Raw genomic sequence first — 25,221 nt, forward strand, 5'->3', positions numbered from 1 at the left:
CAACAATATCGATAAGACGATGACCACCAGCGCTCCGAGAAGATTGTATTTTACCATTGAGTTCCCATCGGTGCAAAGTGCAAGACTGTGGCACCTAGTCGAGTGGCTGCTTCTTGGGGGGTTAAACTAGACATTGCCTGACTATATCATAGAAAATGTCTAGTTATGTCACTAATTGTCTAGATATTTACGGACTGTTAGTTAACCCTTCACGACCTTCGAGGGCAGGCTCCAAGTCCGACTCCTTATATAATTGGTCAGAAACATCTACAGATTTCACAAATTATGTTCAGATGTATTTTAGTTGGGATAGCTAGCTTCTTAATTTTTATCGGTAGTCCTTTTACCCTAGCGATGCTTCACGCTGCCCCGGCTTTGGCTGTGGATTATAACAAAGAATATTTGGTTAATTCAGATTTTTCCGATCGCGTGCTGACTGATGCCAGTTTTAACCAAGCCGATTTGCGGGAAAGTAATTTTAGCCATGCGGAGTTGCAGGGCGTTAGTTTTTTTGGGGCAAATCTGAAATTGGCGAATTTGGAAGGGGCAAATCTCAGTTACTCAACGTTAGATAAAGCGCGTTTGAATGGTGCTAATTTGAAAAATGCTGTGCTTGAAGGAGCCTACGCTTTCAATGCACAGTTTGATGGTGCGACGATTGAGGGAGCTGATTTTACGGACGCTTTTCTTGATCCCAAAGCTGAAGAAAAATTGTGTCAAATGGCTACAGGTACAAACCCCACCACAGGTCGCCAAACTCGCGATACTTTATTCTGTTTTTAACTGTTAAGACTAGAGCTTACCATTAAATTGGGCGCAAAGCTTTGCGCCCCTACGGATTCTGGGGGTAAGGTTAATTCATCCAATTCGGTGTTTGTGGCGATTGGAATCAGAAAAAATGTACCATTGCTCCCCCTGCTTCCAGACGCGCCATGGCGCGTCTCTACATTGCTTCCCCAGCTCCACCCACAACCACAACTTATTCAGCAATCCCTAACTATATGGGGGCAAATTTATGGATATCTAAGATATTAGTTTGACGCATTTTTTGTAACTCTTGCAAGCGTTTATAGGCTTCCCGAATTCCTTGAGAATAGTATTCCTTACGTTTCGGGTCAGTAGTGAAATTTAGCTTTTGCCATTGTTCTAGACAATATCGCTTGTGTTTGTTCCAGGTCACGACTTCTAAACAAGCAGCGGCGGTGCGAATGGCTAAGGGTGTGCGCGTAAGATCTTGACTACGCTTTTCATTTAAGTGGAATAAATGTTCCACCAGAACCATTTCCTCTGGAAACTGGATACTCCGATCTTGTAATAGGGAAATTAGCTTTTCAGGGTGCTGTAATAGGATAGATTGCGCGACAGATTGCACGTCTAAGATTTGCTGCCATAAAAATCGGTGAGGAGAAAGACTAAACAACAAATCCTTTGCATCTAAGATGTCGATAATCGTCTGGCGATATTCGGGACGATGTAGATAAATTCGTAAGAGTAAGGCTTCCGCTTCTTCGAGTAGACTGTGTTCTTGGCTAATGGATAAGTCAATCGAAATGGGTAAGTTTTGCTGCTTTAGATTGGACTTATCATCTTTCTTAATTGGAGTGATGCGTAATGTATTCAGTTGCGTCTGTAACGCTTGGACGAGTCGAGGAATCATTTGGGTTTCTCCCAGACTCAGCTTTTCGGCACAGTAGTTGATGTAATAGCTTTGCTGGTTAACGTCCTCTAATTTGTACAGCAATTTGACAATTTTCTGAGCAACTTGTTTAAATTGGGGGGCTTGCTTGAGATCTTTTCCGATTATGAGTTGATCAATCTGCCAATGTAACCATAAGGGCGCGTTTTGGAGTAGCTGTTGGTATTGTTCTGCCCCATCGGGGGTATGGGTGAGGAATTCGTCGGCGTCTTTACCATCAGGGAGGTTGAGTATCCGCAGTTGTACTTGTCCTTTGTAGGCTAAGTCGGCAATTTCTCCGATCGCGCGTTCGGTGGCTGTGGTTCCGGCTTTGTCGGCGTCAAAGTTGAGGATGATTTGGTTGGATTCGGTGTAACGCAGCAGTAGGCGCATTTGATCCAAACTTAAGGCTGTACCCAAGGAGGCGACGACGTTGTGAATCCCTACCCGATGCAGCGCGATCGCATCAAAATAGCCTTCCACCACTACGGCTTGATCCTTATCCCCAATGGCGTTGTAGGCTTTGTCTAAGGCATATAAGGTTTTCCCTTTATTAAATAGCGGCGTTTCCGGGGAATTAAGATATTTGGGAAGTTCATCCCCCAAGGCTCTCCCGCCAAACCCAATCACTCGCCCTTGACGATCATGAATCGGAATCATGATGCGATCGCGAAACCGATCATAATAGCCGTCTCCTGATTTGCGGGGCAAAATTAATCCCGCATCTTTAACCAGTTGTACGGGTTTGCCTTTTTGTTCCACCAGATAACGGTACAGGGTTTCCCACGTCGCTGGTGCATAGCCTAACTGAAACTGTTGTAGGGTTTCCTCACCCAGATGTCGCTGCGATTGTAAATACTCCAGCGCTTGCTGTCCTTGGGGTTGTCGGAGTGCGTGCTGATAAAATGAGGCGGCGAGTGCCAAAATCTCATACAGTTGCTCCTGTAAGGATAGCTGACGCTGTAATTCCTGACGTTGTTCAGGTTCCAGGGTTTTCACTCGGATTTGATAGCGCCGAGCTAAGTCCAGAACCACCTCACTGAAGGACTGTTTTCCCGCTTCCATGAGGAATTTAATCGCAGTTCCACCCGTACCGCAGCCGAAGCAGTAGTACATTTGTTTGTTGGAACTGACGGTAAAACTGGGTGTCTTTTCGCCATGGAAGGGACACAAGCCCACATAGTCTTTACCCCGCTTTCGCAGCACAACTTGCTCCGAGACGATATCAACAATGTCTACTCGTTCTTTGACTTGGGCGATGGTGTCTGGGTGCAGCCGAGGAATTTGCACAGCGTTGTTCCTGAGAAATTGGTAATGGGCGAGTACATATCAAGGTTCTGGGCGACAGCAGGGATAGGGTAGCTTCCGTGAGCCGTTTTTCCAGAACCCAATACGTCTATTGTAATTATGTGATATCCCACACCCAAGGATCAATCATGAATTCAGCACAGACAATTATTCTCTCGCCATTGGAATTGAGAGTGATTGAGGAAATGAATAAAGTGCGAACTCAGCCCAGGTCTTATATTCCGCTTTTAGATAACTGGAAACAGCGCTTTTCGGGGAACCAGGTCAAACTTTCGCAACAGGTATTTTTACGTACCATTGAAGGTGTCAATGCGGTTGATGAGGCGATTGATTTTCTCCAATCCACTCGTCCTTTATCGCCGTTAAAGCTATCTCTAGGGATGTCGCAAGCGGCGAGGGATCATGTTCGTGCTCAAGGAGAAACGGGCAATATCGGACATATTGGTGGCGATAACAGCACTCCGTTTATCCGTCTGAATCGGTATGGGCGTTGGCAGCTCACAGCGGGTGAAAATATTACTTATGGTGTGGCACGGGCGGATGACATTATTATGCAATTAATTATCGATGATGGGGTTCGCGATCGCGGGCATCGAAACAATATCTTTAATTCCGCGTTTCAAGTTGCAGGTGTAGCCTTTGGCTATCATATTCAGTATCAAAATATGTGTGTGATTACTTATGCTGGGGGGTACAAGACAGCATAAGGCAGAAGGGTTGATTTTATTTCCACCAACCTACTTAAAAGGGCGCACATCTGTGCGCCCCTACTTTAAATGCATGACCCCGGATTTTGTAACAAAACAATTTCTACCTGTTTTCCCAAGGGCGGGTTTAGTCACGTTATTGGTTTGTGGCAAAATGTTATCGGTAAAACCCGCCCCTACACCTGTACCCCCTGCACTCCTGTACGAATCATCAGCAACATGGGAAGATAATCTCTGATAGCTGATGTGCCGTGTTCTAGGAGTGTAACCCTTGGTAACTATTCGCTGTCGGGAGATGACATTCCCGAATATAGAAGCGATCATTTTTGATAAAGATGGGACGTTAGAAGATTCACAAGCCTTTTTGCGAGAATTGGCGCATAAGCGATCGCGCTTGATTGATGCTCAAATTCCTGGTGTGGGTGAACCCTTGCTGATGGCGTTTGGCATTCAGGATGATAGCCTTGATCCGACGGGATTGATGGCGGTGGGTAGCCGTCGGGAAAGTGAAATTGCAGCAGCGGCTTATATTGCCGAAACGGGGCGAGGTTGGATAGAATCTCTAGAGATTGCCCGTAATGCCTTTGTCGAAGCAGAGCGATATCTCAAGGATGCAGCCGGGACTTCTCCGTTATTTGCTGGGAGTTTAGATGTCCTCAAATCCTTGTCTGAAGCGGGTTTAAAATTGGGAATTCTGTCGGCGGCTTCAACAGCAGGAGTACAAGCCTTTGTCAAACGTCACCAGTTAGAGCCTTATATTCAATTACAACAAGGGGTTGATACAGACCTTAGTAAACCTGATCCGGCGTTATTTCTGCAAGCCTGTGAACGTTTGGGCGTTTCTGCGAGTGCAACGCTGATGGTGGGAGATTCAGCAGGAGACATGGCGATGGCAAGTCGTGCGGGTGCGGCGGGTTGTATTGGAATTAGCTGGGGAACATCAGTTCATTTCCCAGATGCAGATGTCGCGATCGCACAATTGGATGAAATTCAGGTGTTATGAATTATTAATGATGAAAGATAGGGGAATCGGGGTGGGTTTAGTCACATTTAGGTGGAATGTCACTGACTTAAGCTGGGTTCGTAGTAGGCACTTTAGTGCCAGAAGCGCTTTAGCGCTTACTACAAACTCTTGGCATTCCATTTAGGTGAGAGAAGAAAGGATAATCGTGAAACCTGCCCCTACAGTACCTCTTCTCGGTTCCCTGTTCCCTGTTCCCTGTTCCCTGTTCCCTACTTAAATAGGCAAACGCTCAATATCTCGATTGGAACCAATTACCACCATGGCAAACCCTTTAAATAGACGAGTTGTGGGGGCGGGATTAATCTCAAACTGATCATCTTGACCAACTGCCAACAAGTTTAAGCCATAGCGATTTCGCAGTTGCAGTTCCATCACGGTTTTGCCATTAAACTCTTCGGGAACGGATATCTCCACAATACTGTGATTCGGGTCTAACTCAAAGCGATCTAAAATAGAAGGCTGAGTCAGCGATCGCGCCAAAGCACAACCCGCTTCATATTCTGGATAAATCACCCGATCCGCGCCAACCCGTTCTAACAATTTACCATGAACTTCTGAAGACGCTTTAGCCACCACATATTGGACACCCGCTTCCTTAATATTGAGCGTGGTAATAATACTTTCCTGTAAATAGTTGCCAATCGCAATAATCACCGTATCAAACTCAAAAATCCCCGCCTCTTTCAAGGCTTTGGGATCGGTAGAATCGAGTTGAATCGCATGGGCGGCGATTTGGTCAGTCAAGACTTGACTAACCAGTTTTTCATTAATATCCGTTCCTAAAACTTCATGTCCCAGATGGTGTAAGGACGAGCAAACGCCTCGACCAAAACGCCCTAAACCAATGACAGCAAATTGCTTATTTTCGCGATGCAGATTCCGCCAGAACCCTACAGATGACCAACTCACACCCTTGTCCTTTCCTCAATGAAATACTATCGATCATAACCCTATACCCATTAGATTAGCATTATCCTACGAGTAGATTTTCTTCCGGATAACGAATGTGGCTAGGATGCGGATCGCCGAGAAGGGTTGCCATAAATGCTATAATTCCTACCCGTCCGATAAACATAGTTGCCACTAAAATCAGTTTTCCCAACGCCGAGAGACTGGCGGTAATGCCCGTTGAAAGTCCCACCGTCGCGAAAGCCGATACCACTTCAAAGAGGAGTTGAATAAACGGAACCTGGGGATCAGTAATCGCGATTAAAATAGTCAAAATAATTACAGTGGTGACAGAACCAACCAGAACCGCCGTGGCTTTTAAGATTAGGTTGAGCGGAACCTGACGTCTGTATAGATAAACTTCCTCTTTTCCTTGTAAAATCGCCTTTGTACAACTTGCCAACACCCGAAACGTTGTCGTTTTCATACCGCCCCCGGTTCCGCCGGGACTGGCTCCGATAAACATGAAAGCAATTGTCATAAATAAACCCGCTGCTGTCATTTTACCGATATCAATGGTGTTAAATCCTGCCGTTCTAGTTGTCACCGACTGAAACCAGGCGTTTAAGAGTTTATCCCGGAAACTCAAATTTCCTAAGATGTCGGGGTTATTGACTTCGACAAAGAAGAAGGCAATTGTGCCTAAGATTAACAGGAATAGTGTTGTACTGGTTACCACTTTAAAATTCAGAGAAAAGGTGAGTTTTTCGTGTTTATACCGAAAGTGATCGCGTAACCAGAGATACAGTTCAAAAATCACAGGTTGACCAATTCCTCCCAATACAATCAGTCCTGAAATAATCACAAGTAACCAAACAGAGGACTGATAACCCATTAAACTATCGGAAAACAAACTAAATCCAGCATTATTCCAAGCGCTAATACTGTGAAAAATAGATAACCACAATCCTTGATTCCAGCCTTGCTCTGGAACAAATACGAGTAACAACAGGAAAAACCCGGTTAATTCAAAAATCAGTGCTGTGGCAATAATTGAGCGAATGACAAACGAACTTTTTTCTAAGCCTGGACGATCAAATGCTTGCTGAATGGCTATTTTATGGCGCAAGTTAAACTTCCGACGCACTAAGAGTAACATAAAGGTCGTGGTTGTCATATAGCCTAATCCCCCAAGCTGGAATAAGGCAAGGACAAAAAACTGACCGACACCCGAAAAATAACTGCCCGTATCGACGACAGCTAAACCCGTGACACAGACAGCAGAGGTGGCGGTAAATAAGGCGGTAATTGGATCAGTCCACGTTCCATCCTGAGTAGAGAACGGTAGAATTAACAGAAATGTGCCTACGGTAATCATGGCTAAGAATCCGAGGCAAATTGTGCGCGGGATAGTCATAAGTCGTCATTTGTCATTCGTCATTTGTCAAAACACTGATTTCACAGATTTATTGGAGAGATTGGGGTAGGGAAGTGAGGGGTGAGTCACACTGATTACACTGAAAGTTAATTCCCTATATTTGTCATTTGTCATACTCGCTATCGCGAGAAGCAAGCTACGTCATTTGGTCGGGCGGGTTTTGCAGCCAAGCTAGGGATAACATTCAATATTAGTCCCTAAACCCGCCCCTACACACAGACGCTTCTTGGATCACGTCTGGAACATGACTCCCCCATCTCCCCCACTACCTTCAACCTAACTTCAATGGCACTGAAATAAGCCGTTTTGGATTGCTGCAACCCTTGATATACCGTAGGGTGGGCATTGCCCACCAACATACCAGTCAGTGCCATTCAACTTCACTTAATATCATGTATTGTCCTTGGTAAAAAATTGTCGCATCCATTGCCAAGCTTTAATCGTTACCTCCTCCAGCAAAAGCATTCCTACATCCAACCATTCTAGGATTTTTTCTAAGGGATGTTTAACATATCCTGTGGAAATTGCCTCCGTTTCAATCCAGTCGGGCGCGGGTTCGATATCATGGTTTTGGGCAGAGGAAATGGGTGGTTCGGATGGTGAAGATAAGGCAGAATGAAAAGATAATGGCAAAGATGAATAGGAGGGTAAATGCTCAGGTAAACTTGTCGGACTTTGCTTTGATAATGTCGCCGGAAATACATTGACTACTGTTACAGATTTTAAGTTATCTTCTAATGTCGAAAGTCCTGAAACTTGTAATGCTATTGGATATAACAGTGGAGGGGAAGAGTTAACGATTTGCGTTTGGGTGTGAGTAACTTGGTTGTGGATTTGATCAACGTTTTCGGTTAGGTTCAGCAGAGGAATCCAACGTAGTAATTTAGCTTGAATACTCTGTACAAGCCTAACAGATTGTTGTTGTACCTTGGATTGTTCTTGATCGGTTACCCGTAGGGGTTCAGCTTGTTTATAGAAACCAAAACGCTGGAGGATAGCATCAATAAGGTTGTTCCGGATAGTCATTGTTTTGACTGTAAATTCTGGGAAACGTTGGGGTAAGGTTGGTTGAAAGTTTCCCTGCAACCCCATAAAGTTAGTGACAGCAGAATTTGGTGTGAACGTGGGGTTTGGACACCCAAATAAATCATCCCAGGTTAACCATGGATCAGGTTCAGTTTTATACGTGAATTCTGCCCCAGGAAGGGTGACGGAAGTTGTTGAGTTAGCGAATCGTTGATTAATGTCCTCAGTGGGATTAACCGAGGTTGTGTCTTGGTGATGGAATGGGTGAGAACTACGCTGACCAAAAAAGTAGTCGATCGCGGCGTAAATTAATCCTACCAGCCAAAAGGGGTGAGATGCTGATGTTTGGGTTGGATCAGTTGACTGTCGAGGGGTGATGAACGAGGTTTTGAAGGTTTGCAGTAAACTTTGGCTGCGGTGACGGAGTGCGATCGCAACATGATTCGATGTCTGTAGAGGGTGCAATTCCCACTGGGCAATGGTGTCATCGATCGCGGCTAAGGTTCCCCCTAGTGTCAATCGTTCCAACCAGGAAGAAGCAAGGTTTTGGGGAATGTCGGCGTCTGATACGGGTTCTGAGAAGGCTGAATCCCTGACAGGGACTAAAGTAGACTCACCAAAGAGATTAATCGCGATCGCCACCGGACTGGTTTGCACCCATGCCATGAGTTGCCAGAATAGTCTGAAGGGGAGAAACAGAGAGGGTTTAGCCAAGTGACTGAGTTGGCGTTGCACCCTGGAAGCCTTTAAATTGTCAACTAAGCGCCACTGACGATAAAGGTTAGCCAGTTCCCAGCTTATTCTCGCCGTCAGTTTTTGCTGTTGTTCTGGGGTGAGGATATCCAGAATTTCATTAGCAACGGAAACGAGAACTAGGGTTCGGGTTGCGAGGAGGGTGGCTACACCTTGAATTTCTACCCGTGAGGATTGGGAAACTTGCGTAGGCAGGTTTTGTTTGTGTAGTTGCGGTTTCAACCGCCCAGTCGAATTCCATGGGGATGGTTCAGGTAGAGGTAAGGTTGCGACTTCCTGAAGAACCCGTTGAATCGGCGTATCAACAGCAGGCGGTTGTTCTGGCGGTTGGGATTGGGTCAAGGCTTTTAATCGAGTCCATCCCGTTTTTGCCTCTGCCGAAAGTTGTCGTCCCACCGTGAGACTGGCTTGAACCACCATATAGATAGGATAGAGGAGAATCTGCGTTCCCCAAACAGCCGCGACTTTCAGATGTCGGATTGCCCGTTCACCGCGATCGATGAATCGGCGAGAATGATGATTGATAAGATTGAACAATCGGCTGCGGTAGCGACCTGGGGTAGAAGCAGACATGGCGATGCAAGCAGAAGCAGCTATAACTCATCTCTTTATTATTTCATGAGTTATTCCTTATTGGTCATGGATCAAATATCGGTTAAGTCAGTAGAAGTCATTAAATATTACTCTATGAAGTTTAAGTTAACTAAAATCCCTGAAACACAGCGATATCAAAAGAGATGTGCTTTACAATTTTAATTTTTATGAATTTTAGTTTAATTGTTTATATTTATATTTTAATTAATTTGAGAAACTTGCCCTAAAATCATCTATGTATTAAAGTCTAAGTATTGGTTAAGTAGCTACTTGAGCGAGGAAACAAATTTTGTAATTAATAGCAAAGCCATGAAAAAGACATTATTGGCTATTTCTGGCACTATAGCCCTAGGTATGATAGCCATTCCAGCCCAAGCCGCTATAGTTGGCGTAGGTAATGGTGGAAGGATTATTTCTGCACCCGATTCTGTATTTGATGATGCTCCAGGTGTTGAAGATGCTGATGAGATGTTAGGTTTTGATGAACGACAAAACGTTCTGTTGACCGACGATCTTCAAGTTGACAACGGTTTCATCGCTGCGGGAACGAGAGTAAACAGTCACATGATTTTACTAAATACGCCAGGTTCTGGGTGGACTACACTGGAAGATATTGAATGGACGTTTAATGGCAGAATTCTCGGCGTGATGTCTGATTTCAACGGAACACTGGAAGCTGCAAGCAATAGTATATTAGGTGCACCGGGTACAGCCTATCCGGGTAGCTTCCGTGGTCGGGGCTTGGGAGGGGGGTCTCCCATAGACACTCATAGCGGAGTCGGTACCAATACATTAACAGTGACAATGAGGGTGCGTGAACCGGGTGACTGGATCAGAGTTGTTACTGCAGTCCCTGAACCTCTCACAATTTTAGGTTCAGCTACAGCTCTAGGCTTTGGAGCTTTGTTCAAACGAGAGCATTCAAAAAAACAAAAGAAAGCGAAGTGATCAGGGAACTCAAAAAATGTTTATCGATATTCTACTAGCCTTTGAGTAGCCTATCTGGGAAGTATTTATTTCTTAGAAGTCCCTAAGATTAACTCAAATTAAATGGGGGATAGTTTTTAACATAAACTACCCCCTCATTTAGAGCCTTTGTAGTTAAAAACACAATTGATGCCCGTGTGGAGTATATAAACTTTTGTCAATCTCAACATGTTCCTTTCTGAATCTATTGCTAAACTCCGCGCCTTAACTCAGGTGAATGTGCAGACCAATTGGAAACTGTGGTCTGAAGACCTACCTCTGGAGGAGATAATTAACCACATTTTTGCCAACAGGTCAAGTGGCAAACTCAATGAAAAAGGCTATATTATCTGGTCAGCCGGACACCAAGTAATGTGGTTCGGGCAACAATTTATCATTCCCCACAATTTACAAGGTTATCCCTTAGCCGGATTAACCTTACGACTAGCCCTAACCTGGTGGGCGGAAGATGCCAAGATTTTTGTTAATGGTGAGTTAGTCCAACAAGGAGACTTATTTGATTCTTCCGCTAGAGTCCTCCTCAGTTCAGCCGTTAGTCCTGGGGAAATTATTACCGTAATGGTGCGGTTAGTGAGTCCAGGTCATGATATCGGTGGCTTAATGCGATCGTCCTGTATTTATGAATCAATAAATTCGATTGATCCGGGATTTGTTGCGGATGAATTAACCGTATTGCAGAACTATTTAACCGCCTTTGCACCCGAACAATTAGAAACACTAGCGACGGCTGTAGCTAAGATTAACTGGCAGAGGGTATCTGATGCCGATCAGTTTACGCGATCGCTAACTCAATTGCGGCAAACTCTTCTATCCCAAAACCTCACTCCTAACGCTACATTCCACCTACTCGGTCATGCCCATTTAGATATGGCTTGGTTATGGTCAACTCAGGAAACCTGGGATGTTGCCGTGCGAACCTTTGAATCCGTTCTCAGTTTACAGCAAGACTTTCCTAATTTAACCTATTGCCATACGACACCAGCCCTTTATGCCTGGATCGAACAGAATCGTCCCGACTTATTTAGCCGAATAAAACAACAAGTCATAGCCGGAAAATGGGAAATAGTTGGCGGGATGTGGGTTGAACCCGAACTCAACTTAATTGACGGTGAATCCATTGTTCGGCAACTTCTTTATGGTCAACGTTATACCCAAGAAAAATTCGGTAAAATTAGTCAAATTGCCTGGGTAACGGATAGTTTTGGCTTTACGTGGCAATTACCTCAACTCTTAAAACAAGGCGGAATCAACTATTTTGTCACCCAAAAACTGCATTGGAATGACACCACTGAATTTCCCTATCACCTCTTTTGGTGGCAATCACCGGATGGGACTAAAATTCTCAGTTTAATGTCACCCCCCAATATTACTGGAGTCATGGACACGAATCCGATTACCATGACCAATTATGGGATTAAGTGGCAAACCCAAACCAAAATTAAGGATGTATTTTGGTTACCTGGTGTGGGCGATCATGGTGGTGGTCCGACTCGCGATATGTTAAACGTGGCAAAGCGTTGGCAACAATCTCCCTTCTTCCCCAATTTAGAATTTACCACCGCGTTTAAATATTTGCAGAATCTAGAGAAACAGTTAGAAAATAGGGGAGATGAGGGAGATAGGGAAGATAGGGAAGATAGGGAAGATAGGGAAGATAGGGAAGATAGGGAAAATAGGGAAAATAGGGAAGATATGAGAGATAGGGAAGATAGGGAAGATATGAGAGATAGGGAAGACATGAGAGATAGAGGAAATGAGGGCGGGTTTAGTCACATCGGGGTAACAAATAACGATAGTAGTAAAACCCGCCCCTACAACTATTCAATTCCTAATCCGATTTGGACTAACGAACTCTATCTAGAACTCCATCGCGGCTGTTATACCACCCACGCTGATCAAAAACGCTGGAATCGTCGCTGCGAAGGATTACTATATCAAGCCGAACTATTTGCCTCTCTCGCCACCCTAATCACCAACAAAAACTATCCTCAATCTCAACTAGAAACCGCATGGAAAAACGTTCTCTTTAATCAATTCCACGATATCTTACCCGGAACATCCATTCCCGAAGTCTTCATTGAAGCCAACCAAGCATGGCAAGAAGCCGAGACAATAACCCAAACCATCATAGCCGAATCCCTAAACGCGATCGCGTCCCAAATCACCCTCCCTTCACCCCCTCACCCCAACGCCAAACCCCTAATCATATTCAACCCCCTCAACTGGCAACGTTCAAAACTCATTACTATCTCCCTCTGCGTCCCTCTGCGCGAACCTCTGCGAACCTCTGCGTTGAAAAAACAGTTCCCAATCACCAACAATCAAACCTGGCAACTATACGATAGTAACGGCAAAAAAATTCCCAGCCAAACCTTAGTCAGGGCGGGTTTTGAAGAAACGTTATCATCAATAGTGCTAAGAAAGTCCCTAAACCCGCCCCTACAGACGCGCCATGAGACGTCTCTACATCAAACTAAAACCTATCTGCTATTTCAGGCAAAAGATATCCCCGCGATCGGCTATAAAATAGTCTGGCTTTGTCCCACAGATACTCCCCCAGAAGACGATAACCCCAATCCCCCATCCGATAACGAATTTATCCTCGAAAATGAATATCTGCGAGTTATCGTCAATCCCAATACTGGCGACTTAAGCAGCATCTTTGATAAACCAAACCAGCGAGAAAACTTAAGCGGCGCAGGAAATCAACTGCAAGCCTTTGAAGACAAAGGACAATATTGGGACGCCTGGAATATTGACCCCAATTACCATCAACATCCCTTACCGCCAACCCAACTGAAATCGATTCAATGGCTAGAACAAGGAAATCTGCGATCGCGTCTCCAAGTCATTCGTCAACTAGGACAATCCCAATTTTGCCAAGAGTACATCCTGACATCGGATTCACCCATTCTCAAAATAGCCACAACCGTAGATTGGCAGGAACGCCAGGTATTAGTCAAAGCCGCATTCCCCTTAAACCTAGAAGCCAACTATGCCACGTATGAGATTCCCTGCGCCGCCATCCAACGCCCCACCAAACCCCAAACCCCCGCCGAACAAGCCAAATGGGAGGTTCCAGCATTACGTTGGGCGGATCTGGGTAATGAAACTTACGGCGTGAGTCTACTCAATGATTGTAAATACGGCTATGACGCCCAACCCTCTCAACTCCGATTAACCCTACTCAAAAGTCCCATGTGGCCCCATCCCGATGCCGATCGCGGAATTCACCACTTCACCTACGCCCTTTATCCTCATGCGGGAACTTGGCAAGCCGCGAAAACCGTTCAGCGAGGGTATGAGTTAAATTTCCCCCTGCAAGTCGTCCGGCTAGAAGATACGGCGAATCAGGGTGGTAACGCTTTGCCCCCTGGGGGTTCCTTGCTAGAGTTATCGGCGGAAAATTTAGTAGTGATGGCGTTCAAGCGATCGCAAGATAATCCCCACCGTTGGATTCTGCGGTGTTATGAATGTCAGGGAGAGGAAGCGGAATTTTCATTCAATAGTGATTTAGGATTGGCGATAGAGGGTTGCGTTGATTTGTTAGAACGTCCTGTGGATCAGTCTCCAGAATCCCCGACGCTGCAAGCTTTGAGGATAGCGCCTTGGCAGATTCGGAGTTACGCGATCGTTCAAAAACCATTGATCGAGAAAACATAAATTGCTTGTCGGGTGGGTTAGAAAGAATATAAATCTACCCTTCTTCTGCTACTATGTTCCTTAAATTTCGGGCTTGCTCAAGGTGTGGTTCTTTAATGTAAGCCGGGTGTGGTATGTTGTCCTGATGTATCCAATTAGCTATTTCCTCAAGTAAGGGAAAATTTTTAACCTCTATCGGCTGAGAACTGCTGATAGCTGGTTTTAATTCTCTCTCAATTAAAGTGGCAAGCCACCAAGACATGGGAAATGCAAAGGGTATTTTACCTTGGTTTTCATACAAGCTTTGTAGTAGTTCTGTAAGTTCACGGTCTACGTCAAAAATGTTAAGTGATTCTCTTTGTCTTTTGGCTGCTTTCATAAATTGTTTAATTTGACTGAAAAGCTGATTTTCAATTGTTTTCACTATTTCCAACCATCTATCTGGAATTTGGTATGCATCACAGTATGCGTCGATGCAGTCACGGAGATTTTGTCCTTTACGCGGCTTAAGTTCCATCACGCTTATAGACCTATAGCCTTTTTCTAGTTCAAGCTTTAAATAAGTTAAGTCTCCAAGTCCATAATTTTTGTAGATTAAAAATATATCTTCTAATTTACGTCGATTCCCTGAGTTTCTCTGAAGTACATCATGATCTCCCTTAACCATTAACGAATTACACTCGCTACAGATAGGAATTAAGTTAAAAGGATGACAAGAAAGGTGTGGATAGAGACTAATGGGAAGATAGTGATCCACTTGACTACGAGTAGCTGAAAAGTCACAAGCAGGGCAAACTTCAAGTTGACTATTAGTTGTAAAAAAATTAGATTTGAGGTTATTTTTATTAAATTGGGTTGCTCCTCTTTCTGAAAAAAAGTAATCAGGTAATCCTCGACCCAGATATTCATAGAACTTGCGAAGAAACTCTGCCCCCGCCTTCTGCCAAGCTGGGGCGGCTTCTTGCCTATATGGTGTAAGAGAACCGACTGGGTTAGTCAGAAATGCCAGCGCTTCTCGAAACAAACATCTGCTCCATTCAAGTTTTTCTGGACGTGAACCTTGAGCAAAATCCTCTAAACGTTCGCGCCTTTTTGAACCTCGCCAAAGCCAATCAGCAATTTGTTTATGTCGTCCTCGAAACCTTTTATATCCTTGCAGGTAACGCTCACAGGTTTGCCGACTTAGAGTCTCCGTAGAAGCAGCGTATCTTAGTAAACGCATTTGTAGGTAAACTACATCCGTCAGTCGTTTAAGCGTGAGTTCAGGTAACTCTACTTGATAAATCATTCCTTTTCAATTGTTTGCAATTCGCGACGAATTAGATAGCTCCAATATCCTTGAGCAACGACATTATTCAGCAATTCTTCGAGTACCTCTCGCCGTTCATGGGGACTTCGATTTAATGAGTTTTCTAACTCTTGCTCAATACGGTGTACACTGGATGCTCCAGCAGGATGTGGCGCACCAAACACATGCACCATGATATCGCTAGGATCAGCTCCGAAGGTTCGCAATGTTGGATTAAATGAACTCTGAGTGTAGTTGCCATTCCGATCTAAGACGACAATATCTTCTTTGGGAACATCAGTTAAGGTGATGCTGGAGTGAGTCGTAATTAAAACATGGCTATGGCGATCTTTGAGCTTGGCGTCTAAGAGTTGCACAATTTGACGTTTCCAGAAATCATTAAAGTGAACTTCTGGTTCATCTAGAAGAATCAAAGCTTCGGTAGTACCTAACAAAGTAAATAGACACATCCGACCTAAAAAACTACGTTCCCCGTCACTGAGCCACTCAAACAGGTGTAAGGGCGGAATGTCTAGATGGGTTTCGGGATGCGGGGAATTTGTCCGTTCTAAAAAGATGTTGACTTCTCTCAAGACGGATTGTCCATTTTCATCCACATTAGCGAGTAAGGAGAGTTTTTTGAACAACTCCAAACCACTAGAGAAGTTGTTCAAAATATCTTTAGCAATGGAATGTCCAGTGCTAGTCAAATCAAACACCAATAAGTAATCACTTCCTTGATGCAGACACAAAGATGCTATCCGGGCTAAACTCTTGACATCATCCCAGTCACCTAAATAAGCTGGATCGTGCGTTTTACGGAATTTCAGAGAAAAGCCTGATATGGGTTTTATATATACTTTTTGAAAAACGTCCTTTAAACCTGATTGATCATAATTTTCGGCTAAATCGACTAATAGGCTACAAAGCGTGAGTAAAGGAAGCTGATGGTTTTTGATAAACAAACAGCGACTACCTTCGCTTGTGTTTTGTCCCTCCGTGATTCCCAAGTTGGTTCGCTTTCCGGGTAACTCTCGAATTGCCCGTTCGAGTTGAGACAAGTCTTGTAATTCAGCTAAATTGCCACTGTCAAAACTTTTTTGATCTCCACCCAAATCCCATTCTCCTTCGCTACCTGTTGTAAAGGCAACAACGAGTTCCGGTAAGATATCACGACTTATCGCAATAGGTTGGTCATTTTCCCAAGCTGAGGGAACTGGGGTAAAAATCATTTCTTCGGTTTCCGGATCTTCGTGGCGATTAGAAATTTTAATCGTGCGCTTTTGGTTATCCGTTCCCAGTTCATATTCCAGTTCAAAGGGATATTCAATGTAAGGATTTCCCTCTAATTGCTGCATTAAGTTCCATAATATCTTCAGCACCGTTGATTTACCTGTGCCGTTGACACCAACGAGAAAATCAAGGCTATAGTTGCGAGTAAAAGTTAGGCGGCGTTCAGTCGGTGGACAAAAGCTAATCTCTAGGTCACGCAAGACCCGATAATCTCCTAGGTAGAGTCGTTTCAATTTCATATACTCTCCCCCTCTGATTCTGATTCGCTTCAGTCGAACTGCCACAAGTCTCGCTCTGTAACACGACGATAGCACTGAATTGACTCATCGGTGCTAGGAGTTGTAATCGTCACTGGGACAATTACTCCTAGGCGTTCCAGGAGATCGACAGTTGAGCGAGTCATTTCTAATATCTCGCTGTCATCCTCTTGGATCAACTCCTCTAAGGTAAAGTGTACTGCGGTTTGTGGGTTATCTTGATCACGGCTATCAATTTTTTCTATTTTTGCCTGAATGCGCTCCCAAATGGTCTTCTGTTCTAAATTCAGTTTTTCGAGAATTCCCAGGGATGCTATATTTGCCAAGGGAGAAGGAAGTTGTTGATTGGCGATCGCAGGGAGTTCTAAGCGACCAAATAGGCTCTCAATGTGCCCAGACAGCTTTCTCTGGTTTTGGTAAATTTGACTGAGGAGTTCAGCCGGAGAATCCGTCGAACGCGGTTCTTCCTGCTTTTCAACATAACGCTCTGGGCGTAAATCGTAGGTTGGCGCTTGAATCGTGTCGCACCGCACCGCTACACCGAGGAGTCTGACTCTATTGCTTCCTATAGCTTGGCTTTCCGGTAAAACTGACATTGCTGCTGCTTTTACGGGTTGAGAGAATAGCCGCTTACCCGGATCGGGGTCTTTCTTTGTGAGTTTGTATAGGTCTTTAATTAGCTGCTGTGGGTTTTCAACCTTTGAGGGTTCACTACCATCCAAAGGGATGCGATCGCAGATGCGCTGTTCACCTAGGGGTGCAGTCTCAGTTAACAGGAATGCAGATGTCGTTTCATTGGGTTGGGGATAAAACGTGACCGAGGTCAATTCTGTCGAGGTCGCTTGGCAAACAAAGCCTAATAGCGAAGTACCTTCAGCTATTCTGCTGATGGCTATTCGAGGATTTTGTTGGGGAAATAAAAGAGGGGGATTCGGATTGGTGAAAAATTGGGTGACAAAGGGTAAGTCACTTGCTGATTCATCGGGGTCTTGAGTTAAGTCACGACCTCGACCACTAGGGTAGCCATCCTGTTCAAGCTGCCAAAACCAGATTAGATTCTCTCCATTTTTTGAGGGTTGGGCGGAATTATCGGGTTTACTCACAAGCAGCAGGTGAGTTTGTAACGGACTATAGGGTTGTAAAGCGTCTTTGGGTAAGGAGATGACCGCTTCAAGTTTATAGTCAACGAGTAGCTGTCTTCGTAATTCTCTCTCACCTGTATTGTTACTAAATAGCAGACCTGAAGGAACTAAGATGGCTGCTTTTCCTGCGGGTGCGAGTTTTTTGAGAGCTAGTGCAGTCAGTGCAGTTTCGCTGCGGCTACTAACTTTATACCCCAGAGTCTTTTCTGCTAATTTTTCATCAATCTTTTCACCGAAAGGCGGATTGATGAGTATGCGGTCAAAAGCTTTTTTAGCGAATTCTTCGGAACCGCAAACCTGAAGCGCATTTCCGTTGATCAAACGTGGAGTAAAATGATGCAGTCTAGTATTAGCCCAGGCAAGTCGCTTCCATTCCGGAGAAATATCAATACCGATTGTTACTTCATCATTGCTAGGATTAGTTATCTCGCGATTAATTAAAAAGCCACCACTGCCACAAGCCAAGTCTGCCACACTATGATTATTGGGGTCAACTTGGGCAAGACGCTGCATAAACTTGACTATGTGTCTAGGAGTCGGAAACCTTCCTCCTGGAAGCATGGAAGGCAAGCGAAAGAGAACATGACGGTCAAATAGTGTGGCGATGTCTCCTGCTTGTTTTGCTGCTTGACGGAGATACTGTTTAATCGCTTCTATATCTATGTTTAAATCCCTAGGTGGTCTTCTAGGGATGTCCTCTGATACAAAATCTTCTGTTTCGTTATGTACAAGTCTTGGAATTCGTGAGTCATCTGCGGAAGCTACTATTACACCACTTTCTTCTAGTAGCAATCTGGCAATGTATTCAATAACTCTTAAGTCGTCGGTGATTCCAGCTTTTTGGAATTCCGACCAAACCTTGTTAAGCTGTTCGCCGACGCTCATTATCATCTACAGTTGCCCCTGAAATGCTTTCTCTAGAATTGAATTTTCTAATCGTTCAAGTAGTTTTTTATCTTGTTGCATTGTTTTCAACATTTCGTTAACCTCAGATTTAATCGAGTCTAAATGATGAACAAATTGACGTTGTTGATCTATAGAAATTACTGGAAATGGAATATTACGCACATGACTCTGGGTAATTTTCTTCATTGTAGGACTGGCTCCAGAAGCACGAGATTGAATAAAATGGCGTACTTCTTTACTCTGTAGCCAATAAACTAGAAAATGGCTGTCAGCTTTTGATTTATCCACTCTAATCCGCATCATCAAATCTGGATAAATGCAGGGAAAAGGAGTTCCTGAATAAATAGCTGCATGACCGACAAGTTCAAGTGTATTACTTCGAGATATCAAAACATCCCCTGGTTTCAGCCAGTAATGTGCATTCGGATCAGTGGGTAGGCTTGTTCGCTTAAATTCATCTGGGTTATACTGAAACCTTAAGACTGCTCCCAGCTTAAGTACAGGAGTTCCATTGGGGTTATCATCACATTTTGGCGACCATCCGTTTCTGGGAGGTGATTCAATAACATCAATCAGTGGTTGTCTAGCTGACTGCAAATTTTCAAAAATTTCCTCCAATTTCATGTCAATAAATCGGCTAGTATCCCGACGCATTTTGTCCAGAATCTGGTGATCGCCTTTCAATTCACCGAGTAAGGATTCGACGCGGGCTACAATGCGATTCTGAACATCAAGAGAGAGAATAATATCTTTAGGAAATGGAATTGGTATGTAAGTCTCTTTAATTAACCTTTGGCTTAGGTTGGGCTGAGCTGCACCAAAACTACGATTTATCAGTTGCTGGCGAATGGATTTAAAGTAATAAAACAAGAACCAATTGTTGAGCAATGGTAAACCGAACTGTTTTTTTGGAAAAATAGCACAAATGGCTTGATTGGTAGCAGCTTCTACTCCTAAAACTCCTAATTTGCCAACCGTAGCACCATACATAGCTATCAAAATAGTACCTTTTTGGGAAATTTTTGCATTTGAATTATTTAGGGCTGCCAAAGTTATTTTATCTTGGCTTTCAAATATTTCTGCATCTTGTAATTCCCCCGATTTAAACCAATTAATATTTCCTTGAAAGTATTCTAAATGCTTTCTTCTAGGTGTACCTCCGCTTGTTGTATCAGCTATTTCCGATAATTTTTTCCATTGCCAGCCCTCTGGCAAATTCCATAATTCATGAATTTTATCATTTTTCTCTTGGTTGATACTAATCACGACAATTAAACCTATTATGTCACTGTTCTAACCTAATCTGAAATTCACGTACTCACCTAGTCTCCTCGCGGTAATGGCGTTGCTGTCTCTGATTCTAAGGTTGAGACAAACCTATTATTTTACCAAAGCAGCTCGTCTTTTTGTATCTATATCTTTTCTGAGGACAGGAAAACCCCGAAAAGAGATTAATCTCACTCCTCTGTATCCTTCTCAACGGCTGGATTCGGAGAAACGATTAGCCGCCTACGCCCAATTTGATCCACTAACTCACTTTTTGATTTTAGCCCCAATTCCTGCGCGATTTCTTCTAGTCCACGCGCCCCCGTCGGTGTAACCGTTAGATTGAGTCTTTGCTTGAGTTCATCCTGATCAACGGGGTTCCCCCGCATTCGTTTTTTTCCCTTGGGCATATCTACTGTTAGTTCACGCGCATATTCTGCACGTCATGCTAACATCTGGACTTTTTTGGTTGCGGGGTATTTGTTTTATGTTTGTTTATACGTATCAACTGGTATATTGCCGGAAAGGAACTTAGAATATACGTATGAAAATAAAAACAATGCCAGCCCCACAGCTTTGGACGGCATCAGGTCTGGCATTGACTCCCATCAATAGGAGCAATTTCAATCCTATGCCAAATTTCTCAAAAAGTACGTGCGATCGCGGCTTAATTCGCCCATCCACCAACCAGAAAGGCTATCAGCAAGCCTTGGATGATTTTGCGATCGCCTTCCTCCTCTCTCGCTTGCAAACCCTCTGTGACACTGAGTTTGATGCAGTCGGGATGAATGTAAGCCAGTCGGAACTCGAAAGCCTCGCCGCGATCCTGATCCAAGAGTTAACCGCGACTCTCAATGGCAAAATTGTATCCGGCTACCTCAAAGCTATGGGTTACGGCGGCGGCGACTTGCCCATCAGCTTTAGTCACAAGCGATTCTCAGCCGTTGAACTCCCCACTGACTTCCCTCACGTCAAACCACCGAGATTCCTCTATGGGGACAAACTGCAATGGATTCGCGATCGCGCAAACAGCCTCAACCCGAAACTCCCCAACCCGCCAAAATCTCCAGACTGGGGAACTGCGATCGGCAGATTCTACGGCTTTGCGTCTCACCATTGTGGTTGGACATGGTGTTACCTAATTTGGCTGGACAAATGTTCCCCCAGTTCCCGGTGGACGGTGGCTGATACGGCTTGGGAAGATGACCTAGAACCTTGGGAGGAAAGCCGATGACACCTCGTCCTATTACTGAACGCGAACAGGCTTTAATTGACCTCTACGGTTACTGTCAACTGGGAATGACGCCGCAACAGTTTTATGCGAAATGGCTGGTGAATCATGAAACGATGGCTTTTATCTGTTCCCGTTCCATGTCTACTGTTGATAGTTGGTTCAGAAGAGGTCGCCATTACCGCCGTCCTCAACCCAGAGATTTGCGCCATCTCGCCTTTATGGACTTTGTGCTGGAACATTACGAGGAGATTCCGCCTGAACTTTTGAATGTGCTTTGTCCGGGTTTTGGGAATGTCTAGGAATTTCAACAAATCGTAACATTATTGTAGAGATGTTCCGGTGGAATGTCTCTACCTTCCCTGATCGGAAATATACTGATAACATCGGTTGTAAAAGCGGAACTGGCACGTAGCGGGTAAGGTGGCTGATGGGGTTTTACCGACGGTGGCGCAAGTGGTTTATTTTTCCCCTAGTATTGGCTGGGGTAGGTGCAGAATTATTGGCGGCTGCATCGAGTCGGGGACAGGAAATAGAGGCAGTTTCGCCAGTTGAGTATGGTTCGTTTGTGGATAATCAGGGGATGCCAATCGAAGCGCAATTAAACCCCACGTACCGCCAGAGGCGATCGCAACCGTTCCAAAAGCAGAATGATCTCCCCGATGTGCCTCAACTTCCTCAATCACCAAACCGTAATCCTATTCCTTCCAGAAGACCTGTTGCGATCGCGGATATCCAAGTTCGCTTTGTCGATGAAGACGGTCAACCCACTCCCGGAAACACTCGTCCGTATATCATTACGCGAGAATTTGAACTGGAACCTGGAGACGTGTATCGTCCAGAAGTCGCCCAGCAAGGGTTAGAACGAGTCACGCAGTTAGATAGTGTCGAGGATGCTACCCTCAGTCTCCAACAGACGAATCAACCCAATCAAATTGTCATGATTGTGAATGTGGTGGAGGATTCATCGTTTAATGTCACCGCTTTTCCCAGTGCAAGTCGGGCAAAAGGGATTTATGGGGTGTTGCGGTTAGAGGAGGAGAATCTGGGCGGAAATAATCAGAACTTGGCGTTAGAACTGGAAGGGGGCGAAGATACAGCCGGATTTGAGGTGAGTTTTACTGATCCGTGGATTGCCGGTGATCCGTTGCGGACAGGGTACAGTTTGGCAGTATTTAATCAGCGTTCTCCATCGGAAGTGTTTATTGGCGGCGATCGCGACGTGGATTTGCCGAATGGGGAAACCCCGTGGGTGCATCGTTTGGGGGGAAGTGGGGAACTGTTTCGCCCTCTGGGAGGGAATTGGCAGGCTGGGGTAGGATTATCCTATCAGCGCGTGTCGATTCGGGATCAGGCGTTTACTGATCAGGTGCAGCCTGTGGATGAGTTTGGCAATCCGTTGAGTTTAAGCGATCGCGGTCAAGATGATTTATTGACGGTGAATGTATCGGCGGTGCAAGATAACCGCGATGATACCGATTATCCCAGCCAAGGGACTAATGTCAGAGTCGGGATGGATCAGTCGGTTCCTGTGGGTGAAGCGGATATTATTTTTAATCGTCTCAGTGGAAGTTATACCCAGTATGTTCCCGTGGAGTTATTTGGGTTCACGACTGGCGATCAAACCTTAGTGTTTAATCTTCAGGGAGGAACCGTGATTGGGGATTTACCTGCTTATGAAGCCTTTAGCCTTGGCGGAGGGAGTTCCGTGCGCGGCTATCAGAGTGGGGAAGTAGGTGCAGGTCGGTCTTACCTGCAAGCCACGGCGGAATATCGGTTTCCGGTGTTTACTTGGTTGGGGGGTCGGATATTTGCAGATTATGCCACAGATTTAGGCTCAGGAGATACCGTTACTGGGGAACCGGGAGAGGTGCGGGATAAGCCAGGGAGTGGATTGGGTTATGGGGTTGGGGTGAGAGTGCGATCGCCCTTTGGTCCAGTACAGGTTGATTTTGGCTTAAATGATCAGGGGGACTCTCAGGTGCATTTTGGCGTAGGGGAACGGTTTTGAAGTTAAACGGTATATAGATACTAAAATGGCGCATCTGTCAAACGTTATCGTGTAGGGGCGGGTTTTACTGATAACATTTGGCAAAAACGGATAACTTGACTAAACCCGCCCTGATTCAAATTAACAGAAGCGGATTTTACCATCATCAGCTAAAACATTACTCCCCTCTCCCAAGCTTGGGAGAGGGGCTGGGGGTGAGGGCTGGCTAAGGGTCACGAATTAACATTTTTCCAGTCTTGTCAATTCCATCAAAAACAGGAGTATATTACCTTGGGAAAATCGGTTGGTCATTAACGCTAACAACGGCTGCACTCAAAATAACTATTACTAGGATTCGTTTCATATTAATTCTCTGCCATTAAAAGTTACCATTATCCTATCTAATCTAAATTAATTTTATAGATGGCATTTAGTTTTGATAACTCAGAACCAAATGGCATTAACATAAGTACAATTACTTGGTGTTTCAAATAGTCCTGGGCAAACATTCTTACATAAACACGTTTTAACCCAAAGGTTTGAGGAGAGGGCGACCCGATAAAATTAAATGGACGGGTGGTGTTAATTAGGCTAAGCGGGTCGCCCCTACAGGGATCTGACAGGCGATCGCTCTTTTTAAAACGATATATTTTTTAATCCTTCAAACCCTGAATAACTGGGGAACAACAGGTCGTTCTCCCCGTTGAAACTTCTGCCAAGTCTCGCGTAAGAATGTTGGTGCAGGATGATGGGAATCATACACAACGATCGCGTTCGTCAGCGTCCGTTTTGGATTCACCAAAATCCTCCCCCTGTTGTATAATGCGCTAGATGCGCCGCCATCTAAATTCACCGCCTCACTACAGCCAATTGCCCGCATTACCTTCGCTTCTTTCCATAAGGGTAACGGTGCGAGAAACGTGACTAAGACTAATTTTTTGCCACTAGCTGGAAACCCGATCGCACAGCGATGCGCCACACCCATAACACGGGGGTCAGTAAATCCTTCACTACGCGGCGCTAACCAGACTTTTCCCTTTCTCAGCAGTCTTGGACCCCCAGTCAGCGAAAACCAATGTTGACCCCAGTCTGGTTTTCCATCGACTCGCGCTGTCACCAATTCGGGTTTATTTCCTACCCGCAATCCCAGCGTCGTGCCATAATTTTCCCAGGGACTGTATTTAAGAAACGTTCCGGCGGATACCATATTTCCCATCAGCCGTTTTGGGTCTTTTTTACTAAAAAATGTGCCACTGGCGACGACAGCCGCGTGATAGCGACGAACCATATTACCAAACGATTCTTCACCAATCGCCCCTTGATGATTTCCCAGAGTGGAATTATTGGCTAAACCAATGGCGATAAATGTATCGGGGTTCGTCAGATCAATATGAGTTTGATAGAGGGGAACACCGAGAATCGTACTGCGACGAAGACTGACTGATTCGGCGGCGACTGGGGAAACAAGTCCCAACCCTTGGGCTAAAGCCGCACCACCCAGGACTAGAAATGAACGTCGAGTGAATTTTCGCTGAGGACTGGATAAATGTTGACGTGACATCGGTACAATTTCAATAGGACTAGCAGTTATAAACGCCAACTGAATTGGCTAGGTTTATGACTCGGTGGATTGCAACCTGGTAATTGATGATTCGTGATTGGAGAATGCTGATTACGGAAGAGGGAAGGTTTGTGTAGTCTGAGAACAGATTTTTTTCTTCCTCTAGCAACCTGATGAATCGGTTTGCTTCGCTGACAATAAATACTGGATTATAGAGATTTAATCCGGACAATTGTTTTTATGAA

18 protein-coding genes and 1 pseudogene are annotated in these 25,221 nt (G+C 44.7%); 8 read left to right on the forward strand and 11 right to left on the reverse strand.

The genetic code is table 11. The annotated features are described in order from the left end of the window. Positions 1 to 134: pseudogene (locus RIC07_RS12270) on the reverse strand (MerR family DNA-binding transcriptional regulator); the annotation flags it as partial. Between the two features lie 151 nt (positions 135 to 285). Here RIC07_RS12270 and RIC07_RS12275 point away from each other — a divergent pair. Continuing rightward, a complete protein-coding gene (locus tag RIC07_RS12275) occupies positions 286 to 783 on the forward strand; it encodes a pentapeptide repeat-containing protein (protein ID WP_446394785.1) in 498 nt (165 codons plus the stop codon). A gap of 214 nt (positions 784 to 997) precedes the next feature. On the opposite strand, the gene dnaG is transcribed toward RIC07_RS12275, so the two are convergent. Continuing rightward, on the reverse strand, positions 998 to 2,965 hold the full coding sequence (gene dnaG, locus RIC07_RS12280) for a DNA primase (protein WP_446394786.1): 1,968 nt from the start codon (positions 2,963 to 2,965) through the stop codon (positions 998 to 1,000). Positions 2,966 to 3,111: 146 nt separating this feature from the next. Here dnaG and RIC07_RS12285 point away from each other — a divergent pair, with 146 nt between their 5' ends. Together RIC07_RS12285 and RIC07_RS12290 are read left to right on the forward strand one after the other, a co-directional pair. Then, on the forward strand, positions 3,112 to 3,690 hold the full coding sequence (locus tag RIC07_RS12285) for a CAP domain-containing protein (RefSeq protein WP_446394787.1): 579 nt from the start codon (positions 3,112 to 3,114) through the stop codon (positions 3,688 to 3,690). Positions 3,691 to 3,961: 271 nt separating this feature from the next. Further along, the gene (locus tag RIC07_RS12290; protein WP_446394788.1) at positions 3,962 to 4,693 is read left to right on the forward strand and encodes an HAD family hydrolase; all 732 of its coding nucleotides are present in this window, start codon (positions 3,962 to 3,964) and stop codon (positions 4,691 to 4,693) included. A 234-nt stretch (positions 4,694 to 4,927) separates the two neighbouring features. Here the strand turns inward: RIC07_RS12290 and RIC07_RS12295 are convergent, their stop codons facing one another. From RIC07_RS12295 to RIC07_RS12305, 3 genes are all read right to left on the reverse strand, one after another. Further along, a complete protein-coding gene (locus RIC07_RS12295) occupies positions 4,928 to 5,623 on the reverse strand; it encodes a potassium channel family protein (RefSeq protein WP_446374477.1) in 696 nt (231 codons plus the stop codon). 61 nt (positions 5,624 to 5,684) lie between these two features. Further along, positions 5,685 to 7,019: a TrkH family potassium uptake protein gene (locus RIC07_RS12300; RefSeq protein ID WP_446394789.1), complete on the reverse strand. Its 1,335-nt coding sequence runs from the start codon at positions 7,017 to 7,019 to the stop codon at positions 5,685 to 5,687. A 411-nt stretch (positions 7,020 to 7,430) separates the two neighbouring features. After that, on the reverse strand, positions 7,431 to 9,392 hold the full coding sequence (locus RIC07_RS12305) for a hypothetical protein (RefSeq protein ID WP_446394790.1): 1,962 nt from the start codon (positions 9,390 to 9,392) through the stop codon (positions 7,431 to 7,433). 291 nt (positions 9,393 to 9,683) lie between these two features. On the opposite strand from RIC07_RS12305, the gene RIC07_RS12310 reads away from it, so the two are divergent. Continuing rightward, on the forward strand, positions 9,684 to 10,361 hold the full coding sequence (locus RIC07_RS12310) for a PEP-CTERM sorting domain-containing protein (protein WP_446394791.1): 678 nt from the start codon (positions 9,684 to 9,686) through the stop codon (positions 10,359 to 10,361). A 207-nt stretch (positions 10,362 to 10,568) separates the two neighbouring features. Beyond that, on the forward strand, positions 10,569 to 14,063 hold the full coding sequence (locus tag RIC07_RS12315) for an alpha-mannosidase (protein ID WP_446394792.1): 3,495 nt from the start codon (positions 10,569 to 10,571) through the stop codon (positions 14,061 to 14,063). Positions 14,064 to 14,097: 34 nt separating this feature from the next. Here the strand turns inward: RIC07_RS12315 and RIC07_RS12320 are convergent, their stop codons facing one another. The 5 genes from RIC07_RS12320 to RIC07_RS12340 form a co-directional block, all read right to left on the reverse strand. After that, complete coding sequence (locus RIC07_RS12320) at positions 14,098 to 15,330, reverse strand: hypothetical protein (protein ID WP_446394793.1); 1,233 nt, start codon at positions 15,328 to 15,330, stop codon at positions 14,098 to 14,100. Next, positions 15,327 to 16,862 (reverse strand): AAA family ATPase, encoded by a 1,536-nt coding sequence (locus tag RIC07_RS12325; RefSeq protein ID WP_446394794.1) that lies wholly within the window; start codon positions 16,860 to 16,862, stop codon positions 15,327 to 15,329. Before RIC07_RS12325 ends, RIC07_RS12320 begins: the two co-directional genes overlap by 4 nt. A 29-nt stretch (positions 16,863 to 16,891) precedes the next feature. Then, a complete protein-coding gene (locus RIC07_RS12330) occupies positions 16,892 to 18,913 on the reverse strand; it encodes an HsdM family class I SAM-dependent methyltransferase (RefSeq protein WP_446394795.1) in 2,022 nt (673 codons plus the stop codon). Beyond that, the gene (locus RIC07_RS12335; protein WP_446394796.1) at positions 18,914 to 20,194 is read right to left on the reverse strand and encodes a restriction endonuclease subunit S; all 1,281 of its coding nucleotides are present in this window, start codon (positions 20,192 to 20,194) and stop codon (positions 18,914 to 18,916) included. Between the two features lie 191 nt (positions 20,195 to 20,385). Then, positions 20,386 to 20,604 (reverse strand): hypothetical protein, encoded by a 219-nt coding sequence (locus RIC07_RS12340; protein ID WP_446394797.1) that lies wholly within the window; start codon positions 20,602 to 20,604, stop codon positions 20,386 to 20,388. Positions 20,605 to 20,825: 221 nt separating this feature from the next. Here RIC07_RS12340 and RIC07_RS12345 point away from each other — a divergent pair, with 221 nt between their 5' ends. From RIC07_RS12345 to RIC07_RS12355, 3 genes are all read left to right on the forward strand, one after another. Beyond that, positions 20,826 to 21,428 carry a hypothetical protein gene (locus RIC07_RS12345; protein ID WP_446394798.1) on the forward strand — a complete coding sequence of 201 codons (603 nt, stop codon included), beginning with the start codon at positions 20,826 to 20,828 and terminating at the stop codon, positions 21,426 to 21,428. Beyond that, positions 21,425 to 21,727, forward strand: a complete 303-nt coding sequence (locus RIC07_RS12350; RefSeq protein ID WP_446394799.1) for a helix-turn-helix domain-containing protein — start codon at positions 21,425 to 21,427, stop codon at positions 21,725 to 21,727. The genes RIC07_RS12345 and RIC07_RS12350 overlap by 4 nt, the downstream gene beginning before the upstream one ends. A 128-nt stretch (positions 21,728 to 21,855) precedes the next feature. Next, positions 21,856 to 23,436, forward strand: coding sequence for a BamA/TamA family outer membrane protein (locus tag RIC07_RS12355; protein ID WP_446394800.1), 1,581 nt, complete (start codon positions 21,856 to 21,858; stop codon positions 23,434 to 23,436). A gap of 640 nt (positions 23,437 to 24,076) precedes the next feature. Here the strand turns inward: RIC07_RS12355 and RIC07_RS12360 are convergent. Continuing rightward, positions 24,077 to 24,976: a phosphodiester glycosidase family protein gene (locus tag RIC07_RS12360; RefSeq protein WP_446394801.1), complete on the reverse strand. Its 900-nt coding sequence runs from the start codon at positions 24,974 to 24,976 to the stop codon at positions 24,077 to 24,079. Positions 24,977 to 25,221: the final 245 nt, after the last annotated feature.

Origin of the sequence: Coleofasciculus sp. E1-EBD-02 (genome assembly GCF_040218245.1) — a bacterium.
Classification (GTDB): Bacteria; Cyanobacteriota; Cyanobacteriia; order Cyanobacteriales; family Coleofasciculaceae; genus Coleofasciculus.

What these genes read in the sequence shown, in the direction of transcription:
- RIC07_RS12275 (WP_446394785.1), top strand. Translation starts at nt 286, where the DNA reads ATGTTCAGATGTATTTTAGTTGGGATAGCTAGCTTCTTAATTTTTATC.
- RIC07_RS12285 (WP_446394787.1), top strand. Translation starts at nt 3,112, where the DNA reads ATGAATTCAGCACAGACAATTATTCTCTCGCCATTGGAATTGAGAGTG.
- RIC07_RS12300 (WP_446394789.1), bottom strand. Translation starts at nt 7,019, where the DNA reads ATGACTATCCCGCGCACAATTTGCCTCGGATTCTTAGCCATGATTACC.
- RIC07_RS12305 (WP_446394790.1), bottom strand. Translation starts at nt 9,392, where the DNA reads ATGTCTGCTTCTACCCCAGGTCGCTACCGCAGCCGATTGTTCAATCTT.
- RIC07_RS12315 (WP_446394792.1), top strand. Translation starts at nt 10,569, where the DNA reads ATGTTCCTTTCTGAATCTATTGCTAAACTCCGCGCCTTAACTCAGGTG.
- RIC07_RS12320 (WP_446394793.1), bottom strand. Translation starts at nt 15,330, where the DNA reads ATGATTTATCAAGTAGAGTTACCTGAACTCACGCTTAAACGACTGACG.
- RIC07_RS12325 (WP_446394794.1), bottom strand. Translation starts at nt 16,862, where the DNA reads ATGAAATTGAAACGACTCTACCTAGGAGATTATCGGGTCTTGCGTGAC.
- RIC07_RS12330 (WP_446394795.1), bottom strand. Translation starts at nt 18,913, where the DNA reads ATGATAATGAGCGTCGGCGAACAGCTTAACAAGGTTTGGTCGGAATTC.
- RIC07_RS12340 (WP_446394797.1), bottom strand. Translation starts at nt 20,604, where the DNA reads ATGCCCAAGGGAAAAAAACGAATGCGGGGGAACCCCGTTGATCAGGAT.
- RIC07_RS12345 (WP_446394798.1), top strand. Translation starts at nt 20,826, where the DNA reads ATGCCAAATTTCTCAAAAAGTACGTGCGATCGCGGCTTAATTCGCCCA.
- RIC07_RS12350 (WP_446394799.1), top strand. Translation starts at nt 21,425, where the DNA reads ATGACACCTCGTCCTATTACTGAACGCGAACAGGCTTTAATTGACCTC.
- RIC07_RS12355 (WP_446394800.1), top strand. Translation starts at nt 21,856, where the DNA reads ATGGGGTTTTACCGACGGTGGCGCAAGTGGTTTATTTTTCCCCTAGTA.
- RIC07_RS12360 (WP_446394801.1), bottom strand. Translation starts at nt 24,976, where the DNA reads ATGTCACGTCAACATTTATCCAGTCCTCAGCGAAAATTCACTCGACGT.